The sequence below is a fragment of the Streptomyces sp. NPDC048392 genome, from assembly GCF_043200575.1.
Classification (GTDB): Bacteria; Actinomycetota; Actinomycetes; order Streptomycetales; family Streptomycetaceae; genus Streptomyces.
In genome coordinates, this window is sequence record NZ_JBICYB010000011.1 from 56558 (window position 1) to 78655 (window position 22098).

The 22098-nt window shown below is 69.4% G+C and carries 24 protein-coding genes and 1 riboswitch; of the genes, 14 read left to right on the plus strand and 10 right to left on the minus strand.

Annotated features, from left to right (window positions below; translation table 11 throughout):
* Positions 1-72 precede the first annotated feature (72 nt).
* Positions 73-402: a hypothetical protein gene (locus ACGFYH_RS17185; RefSeq protein ID WP_393803947.1), complete on the minus strand. Its 330-nt coding sequence runs from the start codon at positions 400-402 to the stop codon at positions 73-75.
* A gap of 276 nt (positions 403-678) precedes the next feature.
* Between ACGFYH_RS17185 and rpsF the strand changes: the two genes are divergently transcribed.
* The 4 genes from rpsF (at position 679) to rplI (ending at position 2394) form a co-directional block, all read left to right on the plus strand.
* On the plus strand, positions 679-969 hold the full coding sequence (rpsF, locus tag ACGFYH_RS17190) for a 30S ribosomal protein S6 (protein ID WP_393803948.1): 291 nt from the start codon (positions 679-681) through the stop codon (positions 967-969).
* A 77-nt stretch (positions 970-1046) separates the two neighbouring features.
* Entirely contained in the window at positions 1047-1646 is a 600-nt protein-coding gene (locus ACGFYH_RS17195; protein WP_393803949.1) for a single-stranded DNA-binding protein, read from the plus strand.
* Positions 1647-1692: 46 nt separating this feature from the next.
* Positions 1693-1929 (plus strand): 30S ribosomal protein S18, encoded by a 237-nt coding sequence (gene rpsR / locus ACGFYH_RS17200; protein WP_003949403.1) that lies wholly within the window; start codon positions 1693-1695, stop codon positions 1927-1929.
* 18 nt (positions 1930-1947) lie between these two features.
* Positions 1948-2394: a 50S ribosomal protein L9 gene (gene rplI, locus ACGFYH_RS17205; protein WP_393803950.1), complete on the plus strand. Its 447-nt coding sequence runs from the start codon at positions 1948-1950 to the stop codon at positions 2392-2394.
* Positions 2395-2553: 159 nt separating this feature from the next.
* On the opposite strand, the gene ACGFYH_RS17210 is transcribed toward rplI, so the two are convergent.
* The gene (locus ACGFYH_RS17210; protein WP_393803951.1) at positions 2554-3891 is read right to left on the minus strand and encodes an MATE family efflux transporter; all 1338 of its coding nucleotides are present in this window, start codon (positions 3889-3891) and stop codon (positions 2554-2556) included.
* A gap of 459 nt (positions 3892-4350) precedes the next feature.
* Between ACGFYH_RS17210 and dnaB the strand changes: the two genes are divergently transcribed.
* A complete protein-coding gene (gene dnaB / locus ACGFYH_RS17215) occupies positions 4351-5829 on the plus strand; it encodes a replicative DNA helicase (protein WP_393803952.1) in 1479 nt (492 codons plus the stop codon).
* Between the two features lie 246 nt (positions 5830-6075).
* Positions 6076-7464, plus strand: a complete 1389-nt coding sequence (locus tag ACGFYH_RS17220; protein ID WP_393803953.1) for a serine hydrolase domain-containing protein — start codon at positions 6076-6078, stop codon at positions 7462-7464.
* 72 nt (positions 7465-7536) lie between these two features.
* Here ACGFYH_RS17220 and ACGFYH_RS17225 read toward each other — a convergent pair whose 3' ends face one another.
* A complete protein-coding gene (locus ACGFYH_RS17225; RefSeq protein WP_393803954.1) occupies positions 7537-7989 on the minus strand; it encodes a GNAT family N-acetyltransferase in 453 nt (150 codons plus the stop codon).
* Entirely contained in the window at positions 7976-8473 is a 498-nt protein-coding gene (locus tag ACGFYH_RS17230; protein ID WP_393803955.1) for a MarR family winged helix-turn-helix transcriptional regulator, read from the minus strand. Before ACGFYH_RS17230 ends, ACGFYH_RS17225 begins: the two co-directional genes overlap by 14 nt.
* Before the next feature lie 140 nt (positions 8474-8613).
* On the opposite strand from ACGFYH_RS17230, the gene ACGFYH_RS17235 reads away from it, so the two are divergent.
* On the plus strand, positions 8614-9825 hold the full coding sequence (locus tag ACGFYH_RS17235) for an MFS transporter (protein ID WP_393803956.1): 1212 nt from the start codon (positions 8614-8616) through the stop codon (positions 9823-9825).
* A gap of 115 nt (positions 9826-9940) precedes the next feature.
* Positions 9941-10360: a heme-binding protein gene (locus ACGFYH_RS17240; RefSeq protein WP_393803957.1), complete on the plus strand. Its 420-nt coding sequence runs from the start codon at positions 9941-9943 to the stop codon at positions 10358-10360.
* Positions 10361-10441: 81 nt separating this feature from the next.
* Here ACGFYH_RS17240 and ACGFYH_RS17245 read toward each other — a convergent pair whose 3' ends face one another.
* The 5 genes from ACGFYH_RS17245 to ACGFYH_RS17265 form a co-directional block, all read right to left on the minus strand.
* On the minus strand, positions 10442-11308 hold the full coding sequence (locus tag ACGFYH_RS17245) for a GNAT family N-acetyltransferase (protein ID WP_393803958.1): 867 nt from the start codon (positions 11306-11308) through the stop codon (positions 10442-10444).
* A gap of 142 nt (positions 11309-11450) precedes the next feature.
* Entirely contained in the window at positions 11451-11933 is a 483-nt protein-coding gene (locus ACGFYH_RS17250) for an NUDIX domain-containing protein (protein WP_393803959.1), read from the minus strand.
* Between the two features lie 357 nt (positions 11934-12290).
* Complete coding sequence (locus tag ACGFYH_RS17255; RefSeq protein WP_393803960.1) at positions 12291-13469, minus strand: cystathionine gamma-lyase; 1179 nt, start codon at positions 13467-13469, stop codon at positions 12291-12293.
* Positions 13466-13960, minus strand: coding sequence for a low molecular weight protein-tyrosine-phosphatase (locus tag ACGFYH_RS17260; protein WP_393803961.1), 495 nt, complete (start codon positions 13958-13960; stop codon positions 13466-13468). Before ACGFYH_RS17260 ends, ACGFYH_RS17255 begins: the two co-directional genes overlap by 4 nt.
* 5 nt (positions 13961-13965) lie before the next feature.
* Positions 13966-14343: a phage holin family protein gene (locus ACGFYH_RS17265; protein WP_393803962.1), complete on the minus strand. Its 378-nt coding sequence runs from the start codon at positions 14341-14343 to the stop codon at positions 13966-13968.
* Between the two features lie 59 nt (positions 14344-14402).
* Here ACGFYH_RS17265 and ACGFYH_RS17270 point away from each other — a divergent pair, with 59 nt between their 5' ends.
* The 4 genes from ACGFYH_RS17270 to ACGFYH_RS17285 all read left to right on the plus strand — a co-directional run bounded on the left by ACGFYH_RS17270 (position 14403) and on the right by ACGFYH_RS17285 (position 16686).
* The gene (locus ACGFYH_RS17270; protein WP_053133839.1) at positions 14403-14720 is read left to right on the plus strand and encodes a cupin domain-containing protein; all 318 of its coding nucleotides are present in this window, start codon (positions 14403-14405) and stop codon (positions 14718-14720) included.
* Positions 14721-14895: 175 nt separating this feature from the next.
* The gene (locus tag ACGFYH_RS17275; RefSeq protein ID WP_393803963.1) at positions 14896-15108 is read left to right on the plus strand and encodes a DUF5326 family protein; all 213 of its coding nucleotides are present in this window, start codon (positions 14896-14898) and stop codon (positions 15106-15108) included.
* Between the two features lie 327 nt (positions 15109-15435).
* Complete coding sequence (locus ACGFYH_RS17280) at positions 15436-16149, plus strand: IclR family transcriptional regulator (protein WP_393803964.1); 714 nt, start codon at positions 15436-15438, stop codon at positions 16147-16149.
* Positions 16150-16248: 99 nt separating this feature from the next.
* Positions 16249-16686 carry an SsgA family sporulation/cell division regulator gene (locus ACGFYH_RS17285; RefSeq protein ID WP_393803965.1) on the plus strand — a complete coding sequence of 146 codons (438 nt, stop codon included), beginning with the start codon at positions 16249-16251 and terminating at the stop codon, positions 16684-16686.
* Positions 16687-16735: 49 nt separating this feature from the next.
* On the opposite strand, the gene ACGFYH_RS17290 is transcribed toward ACGFYH_RS17285, so the two are convergent.
* A complete protein-coding gene (locus tag ACGFYH_RS17290) occupies positions 16736-18232 on the minus strand; it encodes a YibE/F family protein (protein ID WP_393803966.1) in 1497 nt (498 codons plus the stop codon).
* 71 nt (positions 18233-18303) lie between these two features.
* Positions 18304-18493: riboswitch (TPP riboswitch) on the plus strand.
* Between ACGFYH_RS17290 and thiC the strand changes: the two genes are divergently transcribed.
* Both thiC and ACGFYH_RS17300 read left to right on the plus strand, forming a co-directional pair.
* A complete protein-coding gene (gene thiC, locus ACGFYH_RS17295) occupies positions 18486-20318 on the plus strand; it encodes a phosphomethylpyrimidine synthase ThiC (RefSeq protein ID WP_393803967.1) in 1833 nt (610 codons plus the stop codon). (Overlaps the previous riboswitch by 8 nt.)
* Positions 20319-20615: 297 nt before the next feature.
* Positions 20616-22076: a VWA domain-containing protein gene (locus ACGFYH_RS17300; protein WP_393803968.1), complete on the plus strand. Its 1461-nt coding sequence runs from the start codon at positions 20616-20618 to the stop codon at positions 22074-22076.
* Positions 22077-22098 lie beyond the last annotated feature (22 nt).

Below are 22098 nucleotides of genomic sequence, written 5' to 3' on the forward strand. Positions count from 1 at the left end.
ACTGCGCCCTGTGAGCGCCACGTCCGGCGTACGGCCGGAAGGCGGCCGTCGCCGGGTGCCGGCGGCCGGAGCTCAGCCGCCGATGAACCCGCCGAAGTTGCTGAACGGCCCGCCGTGGGCCATGCCGAAATAGAAACCGATCGCACAGGCTCCGATACCCAGGATCAGGCCGAACCGCTCCCGGGTCGTCTCGGAGACGTACTGGCCGTAGCCGCCCGTCAGGATTCCGATGAGGCCGGCCCACGAACTCAGGACGTGGAGCCAGGAGAACCCCGCGGTGACCAGGGCCAGCACGCCGAGCGCCAGCGTCACGACCAGCAGCGTGTCCTGGAGGGGGTGCGGTTTGCCGTCGGTGGCCAGCAGGCCCGTCCGGGGCTTCGCGGGTCGCATGATCTGTGCCATGGGAAACCTCCTGCCAGAGGCAGTGTGCCTTCGCCCTCACATCCGCTGAGTACCGATTGTGTCCCCTCACAGCCGGATTTCAACCGCAAGCGGATGGCCGGGTACTCTGTACCTTCTGCGCTGGTGTCTTCTGCCGTCCACGGCTGGGCCTCCTCCCCGGAGGGAGCCCGATTGTCAGTGGGTCCTGGTTTACTCGTTGATACCGGTGCGAACGCATCGCAACCCTCCTGCCACGGAACGACCGTGGCCGCTGAGTCCGAAGGAGGTGGGTTCCACATGCGTCACTACGAGGTGATGGTCATCCTCGACCCCGAGATCGAGGAGCGCTCTGTCTCCCCGCTGATCGAGAACTTCCTCTCTGTCGTCCGTGACGGCGGCGGAAAGGTCGAGAAGGTCGACACCTGGGGCCGTCGTCGTCTCTCGTACGAGATCAAGAAGAAGCCCGAGGGCATCTACTCGGTCATCGACCTGCAGGCCGAGCCTGCGGTCGTCAAGGAGCTCGACCGCCAGATGAACCTGAACGAGTCGGTCCTCCGGACCAAGGTCCTCCGTCCCGAGACCCACTGAGCCCTCCCGCTCAGCTGATCCCGGGATTCGAGTAGCAGCAACCAAGCAGCCAGAGCAAACCCGCCGAGAGGTTCCCCATGGCAGGCGAGACCGTCATCACGGTCGTCGGCAATCTTGTCGACGACCCCGAGCTGCGCTTCACCCCGTCCGGTGCGGCCGTCGCGAAGTTCCGTGTCGCGTCGACTCCCCGCACCTTCGACCGCCAGACGAACGAGTGGAAGGACGGCGAAAGCCTCTTCCTCACCTGCTCGGTCTGGCGCCAGGCGGCGGAGAACGTCGCCGAGTCGCTCCAGCGAGGCATGCGCGTCATCGTGCAGGGCCGGCTGAAGCAGCGGTCCTACGAGGACCGTGAGGGCGTCAAGCGCACGGTCTACGAGCTGGACGTCGACGAGGTCGGCGCCAGCCTGCGCAGTGCCACGGCCAAGGTCACGAAGACCTCGGGCCAGGGCCGCGGAGGCCAGGGCGGTTACGGCGGCGGTGGCGGCGGCCAGGGTGGCGGCGGCTGGGGCGGCGGCCCCGGCGGCGGCCAGCAGGGCGGCGGCGGCGCTCCGGCCGACGACCCCTGGGCGACCGGCGCTCCCGCCGGTGGTCAGCAGGGCGGCGGCGGCCAGAGCGGCGGCGGCTGGGGCGGTGGCTCCGGCGGCGGTGGCGGCTACTCGGACGAGCCCCCCTTCTAGGTGGGCGGGTTCTACCCATACTTCTTGATCACACAGGAGAAACATCATGGCTAAGCCGCCTGTGCGCAAGCCGAAGAAGAAGGTCTGCGCATTCTGCAAGGACAAGGTCACGTACGTGGACTACAAGGACACGAACATGCTGCGGAAGTTCATTTCCGACCGCGGCAAGATCCGTGCCCGCCGCGTGACCGGCAACTGCACCCAGCACCAGCGTGACGTCGCCACGGCAGTGAAGAACAGCCGTGAGATGGCGCTGCTGCCCTACACCTCCACCGCGCGATAAGGGAAGGGTGACCGAATCATGAAGATCATCCTCACCCACGAGGTCTCCGGCCTCGGTGCCGCGGGCGACGTCGTCGACGTCAAGGACGGCTACGCTCGCAACTACCTGATCCCGCGGAAGTTCGCGATCCGCTGGACCAAGGGTGGCGAGAAGGACGTCGAGCAGATCCGTCGTGCTCGCAAGATCCACGAGATCCAGACCATCGAGCAGGCCAACCAGGTGAAGGCCCAGCTGGAGGGTGTGAAGGTCCGTCTGTCCGTCCGCTCCGGCGACGCCGGTCGTCTCTTCGGCTCCGTCACCCCGGCCGACGTCGCTTCGGCGATCAAGGCTGCTGGTGGCCCCGAGGTCGACAAGCGCCGCATCGAGCTGGGCGCGCCGATCAAGACCCTGGGCGCCCACGAGACGTCCGTGCGTCTGCACCCCGAGGTCGACGCCAAGGTCAGCATCGAGGTCGTCGCTGCCTGAGCATTGCTCTCGCTGAAGCGATGAGGTGGGGCCGTATCTCCCGGCTGGGGGATGCGGCCCTATCTTTGTGCTGGTTCACGTCCTTCCGGCCGAGTCTTCCGCAGAGCGTCGCTTTCGGCGCGGTGTTTCACGTGAAACACGGCGTTTCATGTGAAACGGTCAGCGCGTCGCGCCCGTGACGACCCAGCGACCCGATCGGGTACGCAGCCACAGCGTCACCAGGCGCATCGCCATCATCAGTGTCATGGCCGCCCACAGGGCGGTCAGCCCACCGCCGAGCGTCGGTACGAGAAGGGCCGCGGGAGCGAAGACAGCCAGGGTCAGCAGCATGGCCCAGGCAAGGTAGGGGCCGTCGCCCGCGCCCATGAGGACACCGTCCAGGACGTAGACCACTCCGCAGACCGGCTGCGCGACGGCCACGATCACCAGAGCGGGCAGTGCGGTGTCCTTGACGGCGGAGTCACCAGTGAACAGGGGCAGGAACGCCGGGCGTGACAGCACCACGAGCAGACCGAGTACGACCCCGACCGCCACGCCCCACTCCACCATCCTGCGGCAGGCATCGCGTGCCCCTTGGGCGTCTTGGGCTCCCAGATAGCGGCCGATGATGGCCTGCCCCGCGATGGCGATGGCATCGAGAGCGAATGCGAGCAGACTCCACAGGGACAGGACGATCTGATGCGCCGCGATGTCGGCGTCACCGAGGCGGGCCGCCACCGCAGTGGCGATCATGAGGATCGCCCGCAATGAGAGCGTGCGCACGAGGAGCGGCATTCCGGCCTGAGCGGAGTTTCTGATGCCGGCCATGTCCGGGCGCAGGGAGGCGCCGTGTCGGCGTGCCCCGCGAACGACCACCCACAGATAGACCGCGGCCATGCCGCACTGGGCGATGACGGTGCCCCAGGCGGAGCCCGCGATACCGAGGTCGGCACCGTAGACGAGCGCGACGTTGAGGACGGCGTTGGCGATAAAGCCGGTCACGGCTACATAGAGCGGGGTCCGGGTGTTCTGCAGTCCTCTCAGCACGCCGGTCGAGGCCAGTACGACCAGCATGGCGGGGATGCCGAGAGAGGAGATCCGCAGATAGGTGATGGCATAGGGAGCTGCGGTATCGGAGGCGCCGAAGAGGTCCACGAGCGAGGGGGCGGTGGGCAGAACCACCGTTACGACGGCGGCGCCGAGCAGCAGCGCCAGCCAGATGCCGTCCATCCCTTGGCGGATCGCTGCTTGCAGGTCATCCGCGCCCACGCGACGGGAGACGGCCGCCGTAGTGGCATAGGCGAGGAAGACGAAAACGCTGACGGCCGTGGTGAGCAGGGCCGAGGCGATGCCGAGTCCGGCGAGCTGAGCGGTTCCGAGGTGGCCGACGATCGCACTGTCGGCCATGACGAAGAGGGGCTCGGCGACGAGCGCGCCGAAGGCCGGGACGGCCAGCGCGACGATCTCTCGGTCGTGCCGGCGCCGGGCGGTTCGGGTACGCGCGGGGGCCTGTGTCATGAGCACCAATCTAATCATCCACAGGTAATAGATGCAAAGCGTCAATGACCCTTACGGTCGGTCTCGTCCCGTGTGCTTCCGGGTGGAGTTCGAGGTGATCTTGATCAGACTGGGCAAGTTTTTCTTCTGCACAGACAGTGGACGACGAATGCGCAGGTCAGAGTGATCTGCCAGGGTACGCTGCGGGCTTGTTCACAGGGCTGTCCACCGGGTCGTGCACAGGTTTCGGGCAGTTCTCCACAGCATCTGACCGGTCGTCCACATGGCCTGTGGATAACCAGATTGGCTGACGGTGCCAGCGGGCCTACGGTTGTCCGGCGCCCGCTCCGTCCGTCGGCTGCTGAACCGCCATAAAACCGACGCGCCAGAACCGGAGTTGGGCGTCTTATTTGTCAGTGCCGTGCCGTAGAAATGAGGGGCATGGCGAGGTCCGCTCCGCGGACGGGAGGAGGTGGCTCGGTGAGCATTTCCGAGCCCTTGGACGATCCGTGGGCCGACAGCGGCCCCAGTGATCGTCTGCCCGCTTCCCGCCGCCGCGGTGACGGAGGCCGCAGCCGTGATGACCAACACGAGCGCGGCCCGGACAACGGTTCGTGGGACGGCGGCGGCCCGTCGTTCGAGCGGGTGCCGCCGCAGGATCTGGACGCCGAGCAGTCCGTCCTCGGCGGGATGCTCCTGTCCAAGGACGCCATCGCCGACGTCGTCGAGATCCTCAAGGGCCACGACTTCTACAAGCCGGCCCACGAGACGGTCTATCAGGCCATCCTCGACGTCTACGCCAAGGGCGAGCCGGCCGACCCCATCACGATCGCCGCCGAACTCACCAGGCGCGGTGAGATCAACAAGGTCGGCGGCGCCTCGTATCTGCACACCCTCGTCCAGACCGTGCCGACGGCGGCGAACGCCGCGTACTACGCGGAGATCGTGCACGAACGGGCGGTCCTGCGTCGCCTGGTGGAGGCCGGTACCCGGATCACACAGATGGGATACGCGGCCGACGACGACGTCGACGAGATCGTCAACCGGGCCCAGGCCGAGATCTATGCCGTCACCGAGCAGCGCACCAGCGAGGACTATCTGCCCCTCGGCGACATCATGGAGGGCGCGCTCGACGAGATCGAGGCGATCGGGTCGCGCAGCGGCGAGATGACCGGTGTGCCCACAGGGTTCACGGACTTCGACTCGCTCACCAACGGCCTGCATCCCGGACAGATGATCGTCATCGCCGCCCGTCCCGCCATGGGCAAGTCCACGCTCGCGCTGGACTTCGCGCGGGCGGCCTCGATCAAGAACAACCTGCCGAGTGTCATCTTCTCGCTCGAGATGGGGCGCAATGAGATCGCGATGCGTCTGCTGTCCGCCGAGGCCCGTGTCGCGCTCCACCACATGCGGTCGGGCACGATGACGGACGACGACTGGACCCGGCTGGCACGTCGGATGCCCGACGTGTCGGCCGCTCCCCTCTACATCGACGACTCCCCGAACCTCTCGATGATGGAGATCCGCGCCAAGTGCCGTCGCCTCAAACAGCGCAACGACCTCAAGCTGGTCATCATCGACTATCTCCAGCTGATGCAGTCCGGCGGCTCCAAGCGCGCCGAGAGCCGGCAGCAGGAGGTTTCGGACATGTCCCGCAACCTGAAGCTCCTGGCGAAGGAGCTGGAACTTCCGGTCATCGCGCTCTCCCAGCTGAACCGCGGCCCAGAGCAGCGCACGGACAAGAAGCCCATGGTCTCCGACCTGCGTGAGTCCGGTTCGATCGAGCAGGACGCCGACATGGTCATCCTGCTGCACCGCGAGGACGCCTACGAGAAGGAGTCGCCGCGCGCCGGCGAGGCGGACCTGATCGTGGCCAAGCACCGCAACGGCCCGACGGCGACGATCACGGTCGCCTTCCAGGGTCACTACTCACGCTTCGTGGACATGGCACAGACCTGACCCCGTGGCGGGGAGTCGTACGCCGCCCCGAGCAGTCCCCTCCAGACGTGGCCCCCGAGCAGGCCGGTCCGGTCAAGACACTCTGATCCCAGGGCGGGGCCGTGAGTGCACTCAGGGCGCGTGCCCGGCACCGACGCCTCGTCGACCGCCGATCCGGGCGGTGAACCGCTCGGCACGCTGGGCACGCGCCGCACGGCTCGGGGAAATCGACTCGACGTGGGGTGTCATGGCCGGTGGACTGGGCGCATGACGACTCCTCAGGAAGAGCTGCTCCCCACCACCCGCCGGGCTCTGTCGCACCGGATCGCCGTGGCCCAGGCCGAGGGACGTACGCCGTCGCTCGTCGCGGCGGTGGTCCGGGGCGGGCGGGCCGTGTGGCATGGGGCGCGGACCTCGGTCGACGGTCACGGCCCGGACGAGAGCGTGCAGTATCGGATCGGCTCGATCACCAAGACGTTCACCGCCGTTCTTGTCCTGCGGCTTCGCGACGAAGGGGCGCTCGACCTCGCGGATCCGCTGGATCGGCATCTGCCGGACACCGGTGCGGGGGAGGCCACGATCGCCGAACTGCTGGCGCACTCGGGCGGGCTGGCCGCCGAGTCGCCCGCGCCGTGGTGGGAGCGGACGCCGGGCTCGCTGCGGCCCGAACTCGCCGATGTGCTGGGCAAGCAGCCGCTCCGCCACCCGGTGGGCCGCCGGCACCACTACTCCAACCCCGGCTACACCCTGCTCGGCGCGCTGATCGAGAAGCTGCGCGGCGCTTCGTGGGGGGACGTACTGCGACGGGAGGTGCTGGGCCCGCTGGGGCTGGAGCGTACGGCCACGCGGCCCAGCGCTCCGTATGCCGGTGGTTGGGCGGTTCATCCGTGGGCCGATGTGATGCTGGCCGAGCCCGTCGAGGATCTCGGACGGATGGCGCCGGCCGGGCAACTCTGGTCCACCACCGGAGACCTGGCGCGGTTCGCCGTCTTTCTGGCGAAGGGGGACGACAGGGTGCTCGGCGCGGAGACCGTGCGGGAGATGCGGGTGCCCGCCGCACCGGCGGAGACCGCGGACGTCGTGGACGGTGCGGCGTACGGACTGGGCCTGCAGCTCCAGCACCGGGACGGGCGCCTGCTCGTGGGGCACTCCGGGTCCCTGCCGGGCTTCCTGGCCAATCTCACCATCGGAGTGGAGGACGACGTGGCTGCGGTGGTGCTGACCAACTGCACCTCCGGGCCACCGCTCGCCGGAGTCGGAGCCGACCTCGTGCGCATCGTGGCGGAGGCGGAGCCCCGGTTTCCCGACCCTTGGCGTCCGCTGCGCGAGGTTGACCCCTCCGTACTGGAGTTGGCGGGGCCCTGGTACTGGGGGACCCACGCCTTCGCCCTGCGGTTGACCTCCGACGGAGGGGTCTCGATGGGTCCGTTGGCGGGCCAGGGCCGTCGCTCACGTTTCCGGGCGAACGATGACCGCACCTGGACGGGGCTGGAGGGCTACTACGCCGGGGAGTTGCTGCGAGCCGTGAGGCGATCGGACGGAACCGTGAGTCACCTGGACCTCGGGTCCTTCGTCTTCACGCGACGGCCGTACGACGAGGACGCCCCTGTGCCGGGGGGAGTGGATCCGGAGGGATGGCGGGGGATCGGCAAGTAGCCGCCCGGTGCCTGGTGGGGTTCTGTTTCACGTGAAACAGGGCCCCACACCGTTGAGGGCTGGAGCCTTCGCTCAGAGCTGGAGCTTGAAGCCCGTGTGTGAGGCCGAGAAGCCGAGACGCTCGTAGAAGCGGTGGGCGTCGGTACGGGTCTTGTCGGAGGTGAGCTGCACCAGGTGACATCCCTGCCGCCGGGATTCGTCGACCGCCCACTCGATGAGCCGGGTGCCCAGTCCGCTGCCGCGCTCGGCGCCGTGGATGCGCACCCCTTCGATGATCGAACGGGTGGCACCGCGCCGGGACAGGCCGGGGACGATCGTCAGCTGGAGTGTGCCGAGGACACGGCTGTCGCGGACGGCCACCACCAGGCGTTGGTTGGGATCGGCGCTGAGTCGTTCGAACGCGGTCAGGTACGGATCCAGATCGTGCGGTGACTCGCGTCGAGCGCCCAGGGGGTCGTCGGCGAGCATCGCGACGACCGCCGGGATGTCGGCCTTGGTGGTGGGTCGTATCTCAAGATCTCCCATGACCGCACTCTAGGACCGGTTGGGCGGGCACTGGTGCCTTCAGGGTCTCCACCGCCCGGACCAGGGGGGCCAGGTCGGGATTCGTGGCCGCCTCGTCGAGGGCCTCACGCAGGGCGGCGTCATTGGTGGGTCGCGCCTCGTCCAGCAGCTTCAGGCCGGCCGCGGTGACGTTGGTGTAGATGCCGCGACGGTCGGTGGGGCAGAGGTAGCGCTCGAGCAGGCCACGGTCCTCGAGCCGGGTAACCAGGCGAGTGGTCGCGCTCTGACTGAGTACGACGGCGTCGGCGACCTGCTTCATCTGCAGATGCCCGCCGTCGCCGTCGTGCTGTCGGCTCAGCACGTCGAGCAGGGAGTACTCGCGCACGCTGAGGTCGTGGCCGGCCTGCAGAGCGCGCTCGATGTGCGCTTCGATCCTCCCGTGCAGCAGGGAGAGAGCGCACCAGCCCTGGGAGAGGGCGGTGAGCGCGGGGTTCGTCGCTGTCATGTGGTTCCTCCGTCCCGGAGCGGCTGCGACCAGGGTAGACCAGCACCGCGATTGTCAGCGCTTGCATATAGCCCGCGTGTGCAATTATTGTGAACGCGGCAATAGCGCTCGTGCAATCGTCTGGGAAGGTGTACTCCTCCATGCCTCTCGCGCTTGTGGCCCTGGCGATCGGGGCCTTCGGGATCGGAACGACCGAGTTCGTGATCATGGGCTTGCTGCCCGAGGTCGCGAGCGACTACGGGGTGTCCATCCCCACCGCCGGATTCCTGGTGACCGGATACGCGCTCGGTGTGATGTTCGGCGCCCCGCTGATGACCGTGCTCGGCACCAAGGTTCCGCGCAAGCGGATGCTGATGCTGCTGATGGGCCTGTTCGTCGTCGGCAACCTGCTCTCCGCCCTCGCCCCGGCCTTCTCCGTCATGCTGGTCGGCCGCGTGGTCGTCTCGCTCGCCCACGGTGCCTTCTTCGGCATCGGATCGGTCGTCGCGGCCGGTCTGGTCGCTCCGCACAAGAAGGCCGGCGCGATCGCGATGATGTTCACCGGGCTGACCGTCGCCAATGTCGTCGGTGTCCCACTGGGAACGCTGATCGGGCAGTCCGTCGGCTGGCGCGTCACCTTCGCCGTCGTCGCCGCGCTCGGAGTCGTCGGCCTGGCCGGAATCGCCAAGCTGGTACCCGACGTGCCCAGGGCGGAGGGCGTGCGGCTGCGGCACGAACTGGCCGCGTTCAAGAACGCCCAGGTCCTGCTCGCGATGGCCATGACTGTTCTCGGCTTCGGCGGGGTCTTCGCGGCCATCACCTACATCGCGCCGATGATGACCCGTGTCGCGGGCTTCGCCGACGGCTCGGTCACCTGGCTGCTGGTCCTCTTCGGCCTCGGCATGGTCGGCGGCAACCTCGTTGGCGGAAGGTACGCCGACCGCGCCCCGATGCCCATGCTCTACGTCTCCCTGGGCGGCCTGTCCGTCGTACTGACCCTCTTCACGCTGACCGCGCACAACAAGAGCGCGTCCGCCGTGACCATCGTCCTGATCGGGGCCCTGGGCTTCGCCACCGTCCCGCCGCTGCAGAAGCGGGTCCTTGACCACGCGCACGGCGCCCCGACGCTGGCCTCGGCCGTGAACATCGGTGCCTTCAACCTCGGCAACGCGCTCTCCGCCTGGCTCGGTGGCGTCGTCATCGCCGCCGGCCTCGGATACACCGCCCCCAACTGGGTCGGCGCCGTGCTCGCCGCCGCCGCCCTGGTCCTCGCCGTGCTCTCGGCCGCCCTCGAACGGCGCGCGAGTGCCCCCGGTCCGGTCGTCGCGGGTTCCGTGCCCGCCGAGCGGCGAGCCGCCGCCGTCCACCACTGAAGGACCCCGCCCCGCAGGACCGCGGGTCAGGGCCGACCCCGCACCCCCGCGGCCACTGCCGTCTCGACGACCACCGAGGCACCGCGCCATTCAGCACAACCGAGGAGTAACACCCATGAGCACCACCGCTGTCGCCCCGCCGACGATCCAGGATGCCGAAGCCCTCGTCGCCGCCGCCCACCGCGTCGCCGAGGCGGCCGACGTCACCGTCAGTGTGACGGTCCTCGACGCCGGCGGTCACCTGCTCGCCTTCCAACGCGACGACCGTGCCGTGCTGATCTCCGGGGAGACCAGCACGCGCAAGGCCTGCACAGCGCTCCAGCTGAACGCCCCCACCGCCGACCTCGTCGATGCCGTCCGGCCCGGAGGCCTCTTCCACACTCTGCCCACGGCGCTCGACCAGCCACTGCCGTCCATCGCGGGCGGCGTGCCCGGGCACCGCGAGGGCCGGCCGATCGGCGCGATCGGGGCGGGGGGCGGCGCACCCGGGCAGGACCACGCCTTCGCTTCTGCCGCCGTGCGGAGCCTTGTCTGACGGCAGCCGCCTGCGTCCGACCGCCGGCTCCCGGGAAGCCCGGGGACCGGCTTCGTCGCGGTGAGGGGGCGGCCACCGGAATCAGCCCGCGGCCACCGTCAGCGGCGCGAACCGCCGGGTCCAGTCCCCGGGCAGCTCACTGATCCCGTATGTCATGACCGCGTTGGGGACGACCGTGGTGAGGCCGCGCTCCTTGACCCACGCCAGCAGCTCCTCGTGCCGTACGTCGATGTCCGTGCGCAGCGGTCGGTCGGTGCCGGCGGCGAGGGAGCCGATCAGCGCCTCGGCCGTCTCGGTGTCACGAGCGATCAGCGGGCCCACGACGTGGGTGTCCATGTTCGGCCAGGCCGCGGCGTACCCGATGATCCTGCCGTCCTTCTCGGCGACGCGCAGCTGATCGGCGAAGGCGGGCAGCCGCGTGACGATGTGCGTGCGGTCGGCGCCGAACACCTCCTCGTCGAGCCGGAGGATCATGGTGAGGTCCTCGGCGGTGGCCGCACGAGTGACGGTCCTCGGTTCCGGCCCACCCGGAGTGAAGTGACCGCCCACCATCTCCGCTCCACCGGTCACCTTGAATCCGAGCTCTTCATAGAGCGGCCGGCCGTACGGGGTCGCGTGCAACGTCAGGGGGACGGTGCCCAGGGCGGAGACGATGTGGCGCATCAGCCGACGTCCGACGCCCTGGCGGGCGTGCCGCTCGGCGACCAGCACCATGCCGATGGCGGCGAGCGCGGGGCGCTCCTGCGGTCCGTACTCGGTGACGGTGCAGGCGGCGACGAAACCGCCACCGGGGTCGTCGATGCCGTACCCCGTGCCGGCGGTCAGGAGGAACCCCCACTTGTGCTCCTCGCGCGGCCACCCCCGGTCCTCGGACAGGTCGGCGCAGGCGGTGAGGTCGCGGAGCGTCAGACGGCGGATCGGCAGAGAGGCGAGGGAAGGTGTCGGCACGCGGGTCAGGCTGTCCGACAGCGGCCGTCCGCGTCCACCTCTTTCCGGTGAAGCACGCGCTTTTGGCCATGTCGTGGCCGAACGCACCGCAGCCCGACATCTGTCGGACGCTACAGCGGTCGCGGGCCGGCTCCCGTCTGGGTCAGCCGAGGTCGGGGGCGTGCAAGGCACGCACACCCTCGATGTTGCCGTCCAGGTAGTGCCGCAGCGACAGCGGAACCAGGTGGACGGAGGCGATCCCGACCCGGGTGAACGGCACCCTGACGATCTCGTACTCGCCCGCGGGCTCGTCGACCTCGGGGCCGTGCCGCAGGGACGGATCCATGGATTCCAGGTGGCAGACGAAGAAGTGCTGCACCTTCACACCGGTCGCGCCACCGTCCTCGCCGATGTGCTCCACCGTGTCCACGAAGCAGGGCACCACGTCGCTGATCTTGGCACCCAGTTCTTCGTACACCTCGCGGTGCAGGGCGTCCACAACGGTGGTGTCGTCGGGCTCGACCCCGCCCCCGGGGGTGACCCAGTAGGGGTCGATGCCGGGCTTGGTCCGCTTGATCAGGATCAGGTGGTCGCCGTCCAGAAGGACGGCGCGAGCGGTGCGCTTGACCACGGGTCGGACGGTCATGGGAGAAATGTGGCCCGGCTGGTTCCACGTGAAACATCGTGGCGCACCCCCGACTGGTGAGCTCGTGGACTCAGTTCCGGGCGGCGGCCGCGCGCAGCAGCCACTCGTGGGCCCGGGCTGTGTGCGGCATGACCCAGCGAGCCGGTCCGCACCACCAGGGAGTACGTCCGCATGGGCCGACAGGTCGCTGTCGCCGCTGTGATGGGACACTGCCACTCGGTCAACTGGCCTTGTCCGCGCGGTTCTCCGGGCGCGGAGACCGCAGGGCGGTCCGAGCCACGAGGGGGAGAGGATCGGACCGCCCGTCGTCCCGGCAGGGCCGGGCTGCGGGGCGTGGGCAGCGGCCGTGGGCCGGCGTCAGTCCACCGCTTCGTCCAGGGCACGCAGCAGATCCGCCACCAGGTCGTCGGGGTCCTCCGCGCCGACCGAGAGGCGGACGAAGCCCTCCGGCACCGCGTCGCCGCCCCAGCGCCCGCGCCGCTCGGCGGTGGACCGCACCCCGCCGAAGCTCGTCGCGCCCTCCACGAGCCGCAGTGCGTCGAGGAATCGGTCGGCATGCGCGCGCGAGGGCAGCGTGAAGGAGACGACGCACCCGTAGCGCAGCATTTGCTGCGAGGCGACCTTGTGGGAAGGGTCGTCGGGCAGTCCCGGGTACCGCAGACCGGTGATCTCCGGCCGTTCCCGGAGTGTCTCGGCCACCTTGAGCGCGGCAGCGTCCTGCCGGTCCACACGCAGCTGGAGCGTGGCGATCGAGCGGTGGGCGAGCCAGGCCTCCATGGGGCCGGGGATCGCACCGACGATCTTGCGCCAGCGCCGTACGGCGGACATCACCCCGGCGTCGCGGCCGGCCACGTAGCCCAGGAGCACGTCACCGTGCCCGGTGAGCTGCTTGGTGCCGCTGGCCACCGAGAAATCGGCGCCGAGCTCCAGCGGGCGCTGTCCGAGCGGCGTGGCGAGGGTGTTGTCGACGGCCACCAGGGCACCGTGCGCGTGCGCCGCCTCGACGAGCCGCCGTACGTCGCACACGTCGAGCCCGGGGTTCGACGGCGTCTCGATCCACAGCAGCTTGGCCCCGTCCAGGGCGTCGAGCTGGGCGTCCCCGGCGGTCGGCGCGGTGCGCACCTCGATGCCGTACGCCTCCAACTGCGCGCGGACCAGCGGCAGCACCTGGTAGCCGTCGTCGGGCAGGACGGCCGTGTCCCCGGCGCGCAGTTGGGAGAAGATCACCGAGGAGATCGCGGCCATGCCCGAGGCGAACACGAGCGTTTCGACACCGGTCTGCCCCGGGGCCTCCAGTTCGCCGATGGCGCGCTCGAGGTGGGTCCAGGTCGGGTTCTCGTCGCGGCCGTAGGTGTACGGGCCGGTCGGGTCGCCCGGCAGGTGGAAGTGGGCGGCGAACACGGGGCCGGGCAGGGTCGGCTCGTGCTTCACGGGTTCGGGCAGCCCGGCCCGCACCGCGCGCGTGCCGTCTCCGGGACCGGAAGCGGGCCTCTCCCTGCCGGTACCGGCCTTGTCGTGCGTAGCGGAATCGCTCATGCCGCCCGTCCTTCCACTCGTTCGCGTACCGCGGCGAGCAGTCCGGTGCTCGCCGCCTCCACCATCTCAAGGCATCGTTCGAAGCCGTCCTGTCCCCCGTAGTACGGGTCCGGGACGTCCAGGTCACCGCTGTCGACGACGGGGTCGTACGACCGCAGCAGGCGCACCTTGGCCGCGTCGCGCTGAGTGGGCGCGAGGCGCCGCAGGACCCTCAGGTGACCGGCGTCGAGGGCTATGACGAGGTCGAGACTGGAGAACCAGGACTGCTGGAACTGGCGGGCCGTGTGACCGAGGCGGTATCCGTGCTCCGCCAGGACGGCCACGGTGCGCGGATCGGCGTCCTCACCCTCGTGCCAGCCGCCGGTGCCGGCGCTGTCGGCCTCGACCAGGTCGTCGAGTCCGGCGTCCGCCACGCGCGCGTGGAAGACGGCCTCGGCCATCGGGGAGCGGCAGATGTTGCCCGTGCACACGAAGCAGACGCGGTAGGTCATCGGGATCAGTCCTCGTCGGGGAGGAACGCGTTGAGGGCCCAGGAGACGATCGAGACGATCAGGCCACCCAGGACGGCGGTCCAGAACCCGTCGACGTGGAAGCTGAGGTCGATCTTGTCGGCCAGCCAGGACGTGAGCAACAGCATCAGCGCGTTGACCACCAGCGTGAACAGGCCGAGGGTCAGGATGAACAGCGGGAAGGTCAGCACCTGCACGATCGGCTTCACCAGCAGGTTGACCAGGCCGAACACCAGGGCGACCACGATCAGTGTGGCGGCCTTCTCGCCGGTGCCGCCCCCGGTCAGAGTGATCTTGTCGAGCAGCCACACGGCGACCGCGAGGGCGCCCGCGTTGGCGATCGTCTTGACTAGGAAATTCTTCATGTGTCTGATCGTGGCAGACGCGATCGGACGAGAACGGTGAGGCAGGGGCGGACGAGGCGATGAAGGCATTCCGGCTGGACGAACTGGAGGCGGAGCGCGCCGCCAACGACGGTGCCTACCTGCAGTTCCTGCGGGAGCGGAACATGTCGGTCGGCCTGTACGCCCTCGACGCGGGGACGGCCGACCCGCAGAAACCGCATGCACAGGACGAGGTGTACTTCGTGGTGAGCGGCCGGGCCGCGATCACTGTGGGCATGGAGACCACGCAGGTCGCCCGCGGCAGTGTGGTCTACGTCCCGGCCGGGGTCGCCCACAAGTTCCATCACATCAGTGAGGACCTGCGGGTTCTGGTGGTGTTCTCTCCGCCCGAGAGCTGAGACGCGACCCCGGCGTTCCCTAGGGGATCGGTCAGGGGGAGACAAGGGGTGCGAGGGCTCGGCCGGGGCCCTCGCGGCTCTAGCATCGAGTGCAGGACATCAGAAATCTCCCGGAGGGGACCGGGTCGTCGAAGGACCCGGCACTCGAACGGGCGGAGAGGTAAGGACGAGGGCGATGCGAGAGATCTTCACGGGGCTGCCGTGGTGGGTGAAGTGGATCGCGGTGCCGGTCATCGCCCTGGTCGTGTTCGGCGGGCTGATCGCCAGCGTGGTCGGGTTCGTGATCGGACTGCTGTTCAAGCTGCTGGTCTTCGTCGCACTCGTCGGCGGACTGGTCTACGTCGTACGCAAGTTCATGTCGGGCTCGTCGTCGCGCAGCGACTGGTGAGAGCCGTGGGACACCGGTGGCGGTAACAGGAACCACCGGTTCCCTCGGGCGAGGGAAGTTTCCCGGACGGGCCGTCGGCGAGCGGTGACCGGCGGTTAGAGTCCGGAACTCCACGCGGGGGCGACCTCGCGAACGGCGCACACCCCCACCCGTGCCCACCGCACGGGATGCCTCCTCGCGTTTCGGGAGTGACCCTTGGCCACGGCTGACACCGCATTCGCTCCGCTGCACACTCTTCCCGTGCAGCCCTGCCCGACGCCTCGGACCCCCGCGCCCTCCTCGGCCGACCCGCCTTCCGCGACTCTCATCGGCTCCGTGCAGCGGGCGATGCGTCTCCTCGAGTGCGTCGCCGGGCACGAGTACGGGGCGCCCGCCAAACAACTGGCCCGCGAGACCGGACTGGCGCTGCCCACGGCCTACCACCTGCTGCGCACCCTGGTGCACGAGGGCTACCTGCGCCGGGAGAAGGGGCTGTTCTTCCTCGGCGAGGCCGCCGAGCGGCTGAGCAGCAGCGGGGCCGAGCAGAAACGTCGCAGCACGGTGGTCGACACCATGGCGCGCTGGCGGGACGCGATCGGCGTCCCCGTGTATTACGCCATGTACCGGGACGGCGAGATCGAGGTCGTGTGCGTCTCCGACACCCCGGGCACCCCGGCGGTCGAGGAGTGGGCGGACTTCCGCGAGACGGGGCACGCGCACGCCATCGGGCAGTGCCTGCTGTCCCAGCTGGACGAGGAGGCCCGCCGTGACCACCTGGACCGCTACCCGGTGCGTCCCGTCACGCCGTACACGGTGCGTGACGGCCACAGTCTGGCGAAGCGACTGGAACACATGAGGCGGATGACGCCGGTGACCGAACGCCAGGAGTACGCCCTGGGGACGGTCTGCGCGGCGATCCCGATCACGGTCGGCACCACGGCCGCGACGATGGCCATCTCACTGCCCGTCCATCAGGCGGATCGGCTGCTGCCCGCGGCCCAGCGGTTGCAGAACGAGGTGGGGCGACTTCTGGGGTCACTCGCGATCTCTATCAGTATCTGAAAACTCACTCCTTGTGATCTGGTGTGTACGTTGAGCAAGATGCCATGAGTGTTAGAGGTTTGATTCCCGGACAGTCGACGGCGAATGACGGGGTAGGCGATGGGCGAGTCCGTACAGGCAGAGGTCATGATGAGCTTTCTCGTGTCCGAGGAGCTCTCTTTCCGTATTCCGGTGGAGCTGCGCTACGAGACCCGTGATCCCTATGCCGTGCGCCTGACCTTCCACTTGCCCGGGGATGCGCCGGTGACCTGGGCCTTCGGACGGGAGCTGCTGGTCGACGGGGTGGGCCGGCCGAGCGGCGACGGTGACGTGCGCATCGCGCCGGTCGATCCGGAGCCGCTGGCGGAGGTGCTGATCCGCCTTCAGGTGGGCAGCGACCATGCGCTGTTCCGCTCCTCGGCCGCGCCCCTCGTGGCCTTTCTCGACCGCACCGACAAGCTGGTGCCGCTGGGGCAGGAGGGCGCGCTCGCCGACTTCGACACCCACCTGGACGAGGCCCTGGACCGCATCCTGGCGGAAGAGCAGAGCGCGGGCTGAACCGTTACGGCAGATCCTGCGGCGGTGGCGTAACGCTTCACCGGGCGCGTCAGCGCTTACGGCGACGGCCCCGCCTGCCACGTGCCGGCGCCGCCGCGTCCGCGCCCGGTGCCGCCCCCACGGCCCGGACCGGCCGGTTGGCCGGCCGGTCCGCCGATACGACCAGGGCGGCGAGGGCCGTGGTGACCGGCACGGACGCCACCAGGCCGATCGAGCCGACCAGTGTCCGCACGATCTCCTCCGCGACCAACTCGCTGTTGGCGACCGTCCCCACACCGCTCTGCGCGATCGAGAACAGCAGCAGCAGGGGCAGTGCGGCGCCCGCGTAGGCGAGGACGAGCGTGTTCACCACCGAGGCGATGTGGTCGCGGCCGATGCGGATGCCCGCGCGGTACAGGCCGCGCCAGCCCATCGTCGGGTCGGCCTCGTGCAGTTCCCAGACCGCCGACGTCTGAGTGACCGTCACGTCGTCGAGCACACCGAGCGAACCGATGATGACCCCGGCGAGGAGCAGACCGCTCATGTCGATCGACGGATACAGACCGTGGATCAGGCCGGTGTTGTCGTCCGTGTTACCGGTGAGCGCGGCCCAGCCGATGAACAGCGATCCGAGAACACCGATCAGCAGCAGCGAGATCAGGGTGCCGAGCACCGCCACGGAGGTGCGGGCCGACAGTCCGTGGCACAGATACAACGCGATCAGCATGATGGCGCTGGACCCGATCACCGCCACGACCAGTGGATTCGAGCCCTGCAGGATCGACGGCAGGATGAAGAAGTTCAGCAGCAGGAAGCTGATGGCCAGCGAGACCAGCGCCATCAGGCCACGCAGTCGTCCGACGGCCACGACGGCAAGCGCGAAGACGCCGGCGAGCAGGGCCAGGGGGAGCCGACGGTTGATGTCGGTCACCGAGTACTGCAGGTCCTTGGGCGCGGAGGGCTCGTAGGCGACCACCACCTTCTGGCCCTCGTGCAACTGCCGTGACTGGTCCGGCTGCACGATCTCGTCGAACGTACGGCCCTTGCCCTCGCCGGTGTCGACGCGGATGGTCGCCCGCTTGCAGTCGCCGGTCGCCTGCCGCACCGCGGAGGAACCCTCGGCGGTGGACGTGTCGCCGGTCGGAGTGCCGCCCGACGCGTTGACGGACTGGCAGCTCAGCTGGACCACCTTGGTGACCGTGGCCTGCTGTGTCTGCCGGTCGAAGCCGACCCCGGTGCGCTCGTGCGGCGGCGCACCGCCCGGCCACAGCACCGCGAGCCCGACCAGCACGGCGGCGGCGAAGGGGATCAGAATGGCGGCGATGACCTTCCGCAGATGACGGGAGACAGGAGCCGCCGGCCCGTGACTGTGTGCGTGCGAATGCCCGTGCCCGCCGCCGGCGTTGTGCCCGCCGTCCGCACCGTGTCCTTCGCCCGCACCGTGTCCGTAGCTCGCGCCGTGAGCGCCGACGGGGGCGTGGCCGGCCGCACGGCCGTCGCCCTCTTCGGCGTTCGGTCCGCGGCGGGGTCCGTGCGGCGGAAACGGGGGATGCTGCGGTGTGGTCACCGCCCGATCATCGCAAGAACGAGGGGGGCCCTCTGTTCACCGCGCCCGAATGGGCGCTAGCGTGGAGGCACCTTTGTACACGCGGGAGCTCGGAGCACCGGGCTGAGAGGGCGCTGACCTCCGTCCCAGCGATGTTTCACGGGAAACGTCACCGAAGTCGAGTGATGTATCCCACGAGGCGTCGTCGGACGGAAGCCGCTGCGTCGACCGCCGAACCTGTTACCGGGTAATGCCGGCGTAGGGAGTAGGTCTCATGACCATCAAGGACGCACGCACGCCTGCCTCCGAGCAGAACTCCGAGCGGGGCTCCGCCCAGGAGGATGCCGCGGAGGCCGCGGAGGCCGGGAAGTCCACCGGCTGGCACAAGGCGTACATCGAGGGCTCACGCTCCGATCTGCGGGTGCCGGTCCGTCAGGTGCACCTCACCAACGGGCAGTCGGTCACGCTGTACGACACCTCGGGCCCGTACACCGATCCACTCGTCGACACCGATGTCCGCAGGGGACTGTCGCCGCTCCGGGAGAACTGGATCATCGCCCGCGGAGACACCGAGGAGTACGCGGGTCGTCCGGTCCGCCCCGAGGACGACGGGATCAAACACACCTCGCCGCGCGGCGGCCTGCGCAACCTCGACGCCGTCTTCCCCGGACGCCCGCGCCAACCGCGCCGGGGCCGGGACGGCAGCGCGGTGACGCAGCTCGCGTACGCACGCCGGGGCGAGATCACCCCGGAGATGGAGTACGTGGCCCTCCGGGAGAACGTTTCGCCCGAAGTGGTCCGCGAGGAGATCGCGGCCGGACGCGCCGTGCTGCCCGCCAACGTCAACCACCCCGAAATCGAACCGATGATCATCGGCAAGCGGTTCCTGGTGAAGGTCAACGCCAACATCGGCAACTCGGCGGTGACGTCCTCCATCGAGGAGGAGGTCGACAAGATGACCTGGGCGACCCGGTGGGGCGCCGACACGGTCATGGACCTCTCCACCGGCCGCAACATCCACACCACTCGCGAGTGGGTCCTGCGCAACTCCCCCGTCCCCATCGGAACCGTGCCGCTCTACCAGGCCCTGGAAAAGGTCGACGGGCGGGCCGAGGAGCTTACGTGGGAGATCTACAAGGACACCGTGATCGAACAGGCCGAGCAGGGTGTGGACTACATGACGGTCCACGCGGGCGTGCGCCTGGCGTACGTACCGCTGACCGCGAACCGCAAGACCGGCATCGTCTCGCGCGGTGGCTCGATCATGGCGGCGTGGTGCCTGGCACACCACAAGGAGTCGTTCCTGTACGAGAACTTCGAGGAACTCTGCGAGATCCTCGCCGCCTACGACGTCACGTACTCCCTCGGCGACGGCCTGCGTCCGGGGTCGATCGCGGACGCCAACGACGAGGCCCAGTTCGCCGAGTTGCGCACCCTCGGGGAACTCAACCGGATCGCCAGGCGTTGCAACGTACAGACCATGATCGAGGGCCCGGGCCATGTCCCGATGCACAAGATCAAGGAGAACATCGACCTTCAGCAGGAGATCTGCGATGAAGCCCCGTTCTATACGCTCGGCCCGCTGACGACGGACGTCGCGCCGGCGTACGACCACATCACCTCCGGTATCGGTGCCGCGATGATCGCCTGGTGGGGCACGGCCATGCTCTGCTACGTCACGCCCAAGGAGCACCTGGGCCTGCCCAACCGTGACGACGTCAAGACCGGCGTCATCACCTACAAGATCGCCGCCCATGCCGCCGACCTCGCCAAGGGGCACCCGGGTGCGCAGGAGTGGGACGACGCACTGTCGGACGCCCGGTTCGAGTTCCGGTGGGAGGACCAGTTCGCCCTGGCTCTCGACCCGGACACGGCGCGGGAGTTCCACGACGAGACACTGCCGGCCGAGCCCGCCAAGACGGCCCACTTCTGCTCCATGTGCGGGCCCAAGTTCTGCTCGATGAAGATCAGCCAAAGCATCACGGAGCGGTTCGGTGGTGCGGCGGCCGAGGGGGCCTCTCCCGAGGAGGTCGCCGAGGGGATGCTCCAGAAGTCGAGGGAGTTCGCCGCGAGCGGCAACCGGGTGTACCTGCCACTGGCGGAGTAGCCCTCACCCGGCGGCACGGCCCGGACCTCAGGAAGGAGGCGCGGGCCGTGCCACTCCGAACGGGTTGTCGATCACGTGACGCCGGAATCCGTCCGGCCCCCGGAGGGTCGCGTCGGACCCTGCGAACGCTGCTGGTCGAGCTGTGCGCGACGTCGCGGAGTGGCCGCGCCTGACCATCCCTCCGATTCCCGGAGCGAGTGATCTTCCGGGAGAACGCACTGATCGGCAGCGTGGTCGAGAGCGGAGAGGGCGGGTCGGCCTCTCCCCGTCCGGGGTCTCTCTCGGCAGACTGGACGTATGACAGCCATCTCCCTGAGCAAGGGTGCCAACGTCGCCGTCGACTCCCCCGCGGTGCGGGTCGAACTCGTGTGGTCCGGCGGGCCGGGCGTACCCGAGGTCGACACCTCCGCGCTGCTGCTCACCTCGGCCGGACGGGTGCGGGACGACGGTGACTTCGTCTTCTACAACCAACCGCGTCACACGTCCGGCGCGGTGCGGCACCTGGGCAGGCGGGGCGGCCCCGGTGCGAGCGCGGGTGTCACGACCGACGCCGTCGAGGTGGACCTGAGTGCGGTGGAGGCGTCCGTCGAACGCATCGTCCTGTGCGCCTCGGCGGACGGCGGCACCTTCGGCCGGGTGCCGGGGCTGTCACTGCGCTTGCTGGACGCCGCGAGCGGCACCGGACTGGCCCGGTTCGACATCACGGCCGGGACGGAGACCGCGCTGGTCGGCGGCGAGTTGTACCGGCGCCAGGGGAAGTGGAAGTTCCGCGCGGTCGGACAGGGGTACGCCTCAGGACTCGCGGGGCTGGCCACCGACTTCGGCATCACCGTGGACGACACTCCCCCCGTGGCTGCCGCCGCCCCCGCGACCGCCCCGCCGACGGCAACGACTCCCCCGACGCCCACGCCCACGCCACCGGCAGCGCCCGTGCCCCCGCAGGCGCCCTCGGTGCCCCCCGTGCCGCCGCCGGCACGGTCGGCCGCCACCGGCCCGCGCCTCACCAAGGGCGAGGACCGTCTGCCCGTGGACATGCGCAAGCGGCTGTCACTGCGCAAGGAGCAGGTCGCGGTCAGCCTCGACAAGCACGGGGCGGCCGGTGTCACCGCTCGCGTCGTCCTCGTGCTGGACGCCTCCGGGTCCATGTCCTTCCTGTACTCCAAGGGCGTGGTCGCGGACGTCGTGGAGCGGATGGCCGCCGTCGCCGCGCAGTTGGACGACGACGGGGAGATGCAGGCATGGACCTTCGCCTCGAATCCGGCTCGTCTGCCCGACCTGCGTCTGGGCGAGCTGCCCGAATGGCTGCGGCTGCACGTACGCGTGGGGGAGATCAGCCTGTTCCGCCGGGGCAGGAAGAAGGGCCTGCACCCCGCACAGGCCGACATGCGGGCGGTCGGAATCCAGAACGAGGAGCAGAAGGTGATCGCCGAGGTGCGCGCCTTCGTCCGGGACAACCCGGCGCCGGCTCCGACCCTGGTGCTGTTCTTCTCCGACGGCGGTGTCTACCGCAACGCCGAGATCGAGCGGGAGCTGCGGGAGGCCGTGGAGGAACCCGTCTTCTGGCAGTTCGTGGGACTGGGGCGCTCCAATTACGGGGTGCTGGAGCGCTTCGACACCCTGCCGGGCCGACGCGTCGACAACGTCGGCTTCTTCGCCGTCGACGACATCGGCACCGTACCGGACCCGGAGCTGTACGACCGCCTGCTGTCCGAGTTCCCGTCCTGGATCACTGCCGCCGGCCGGGCGGGCATCCTCTGAGGCACTGCCCGCCCGTGCCGGT

Coding starts and splice junctions, on each gene's coding strand:
- ACGFYH_RS17185 (WP_393803947.1), bottom strand. CDS start 402: ATGGCACAGATCATGCGACCCGCGAAGCCCCGGACGGGCCTGCTGGCC.
- rpsF (WP_393803948.1), top strand. CDS start 679: ATGCGTCACTACGAGGTGATGGTCATCCTCGACCCCGAGATCGAGGAG.
- ACGFYH_RS17195 (WP_393803949.1), top strand. CDS start 1,047: ATGGCAGGCGAGACCGTCATCACGGTCGTCGGCAATCTTGTCGACGAC.
- rpsR (WP_003949403.1), top strand. CDS start 1,693: ATGGCTAAGCCGCCTGTGCGCAAGCCGAAGAAGAAGGTCTGCGCATTC.
- rplI (WP_393803950.1), top strand. CDS start 1,948: ATGAAGATCATCCTCACCCACGAGGTCTCCGGCCTCGGTGCCGCGGGC.
- ACGFYH_RS17210 (WP_393803951.1), bottom strand. CDS start 3,891: ATGACACAGGCCCCCGCGCGTACCCGAACCGCCCGGCGCCGGCACGAC.
- ACGFYH_RS17220 (WP_393803953.1), top strand. CDS start 6,076: ATGACGACTCCTCAGGAAGAGCTGCTCCCCACCACCCGCCGGGCTCTG.
- ACGFYH_RS17225 (WP_393803954.1), bottom strand. CDS start 7,989: ATGGGAGATCTTGAGATACGACCCACCACCAAGGCCGACATCCCGGCG.
- ACGFYH_RS17230 (WP_393803955.1), bottom strand. CDS start 8,473: ATGACAGCGACGAACCCCGCGCTCACCGCCCTCTCCCAGGGCTGGTGC.
- ACGFYH_RS17235 (WP_393803956.1), top strand. CDS start 8,614: ATGCCTCTCGCGCTTGTGGCCCTGGCGATCGGGGCCTTCGGGATCGGA.
- ACGFYH_RS17240 (WP_393803957.1), top strand. CDS start 9,941: ATGAGCACCACCGCTGTCGCCCCGCCGACGATCCAGGATGCCGAAGCC.
- ACGFYH_RS17250 (WP_393803959.1), bottom strand. CDS start 11,933: ATGACCGTCCGACCCGTGGTCAAGCGCACCGCTCGCGCCGTCCTTCTG.
- ACGFYH_RS17255 (WP_393803960.1), bottom strand. CDS start 13,469: ATGAGCGATTCCGCTACGCACGACAAGGCCGGTACCGGCAGGGAGAGG.
- ACGFYH_RS17260 (WP_393803961.1), bottom strand. CDS start 13,960: ATGACCTACCGCGTCTGCTTCGTGTGCACGGGCAACATCTGCCGCTCC.
- ACGFYH_RS17265 (WP_393803962.1), bottom strand. CDS start 14,343: ATGAAGAATTTCCTAGTCAAGACGATCGCCAACGCGGGCGCCCTCGCG.
- ACGFYH_RS17270 (WP_053133839.1), top strand. CDS start 14,403: ATGAAGGCATTCCGGCTGGACGAACTGGAGGCGGAGCGCGCCGCCAAC.
- ACGFYH_RS17275 (WP_393803963.1), top strand. CDS start 14,896: ATGCGAGAGATCTTCACGGGGCTGCCGTGGTGGGTGAAGTGGATCGCG.
- ACGFYH_RS17280 (WP_393803964.1), top strand. CDS start 15,436: ATGCGTCTCCTCGAGTGCGTCGCCGGGCACGAGTACGGGGCGCCCGCC.
- ACGFYH_RS17285 (WP_393803965.1), top strand. CDS start 16,249: ATGGGCGAGTCCGTACAGGCAGAGGTCATGATGAGCTTTCTCGTGTCC.
- thiC (WP_393803967.1), top strand. CDS start 18,486: ATGACCATCAAGGACGCACGCACGCCTGCCTCCGAGCAGAACTCCGAG.
- ACGFYH_RS17300 (WP_393803968.1), top strand. CDS start 20,616: ATGACAGCCATCTCCCTGAGCAAGGGTGCCAACGTCGCCGTCGACTCC.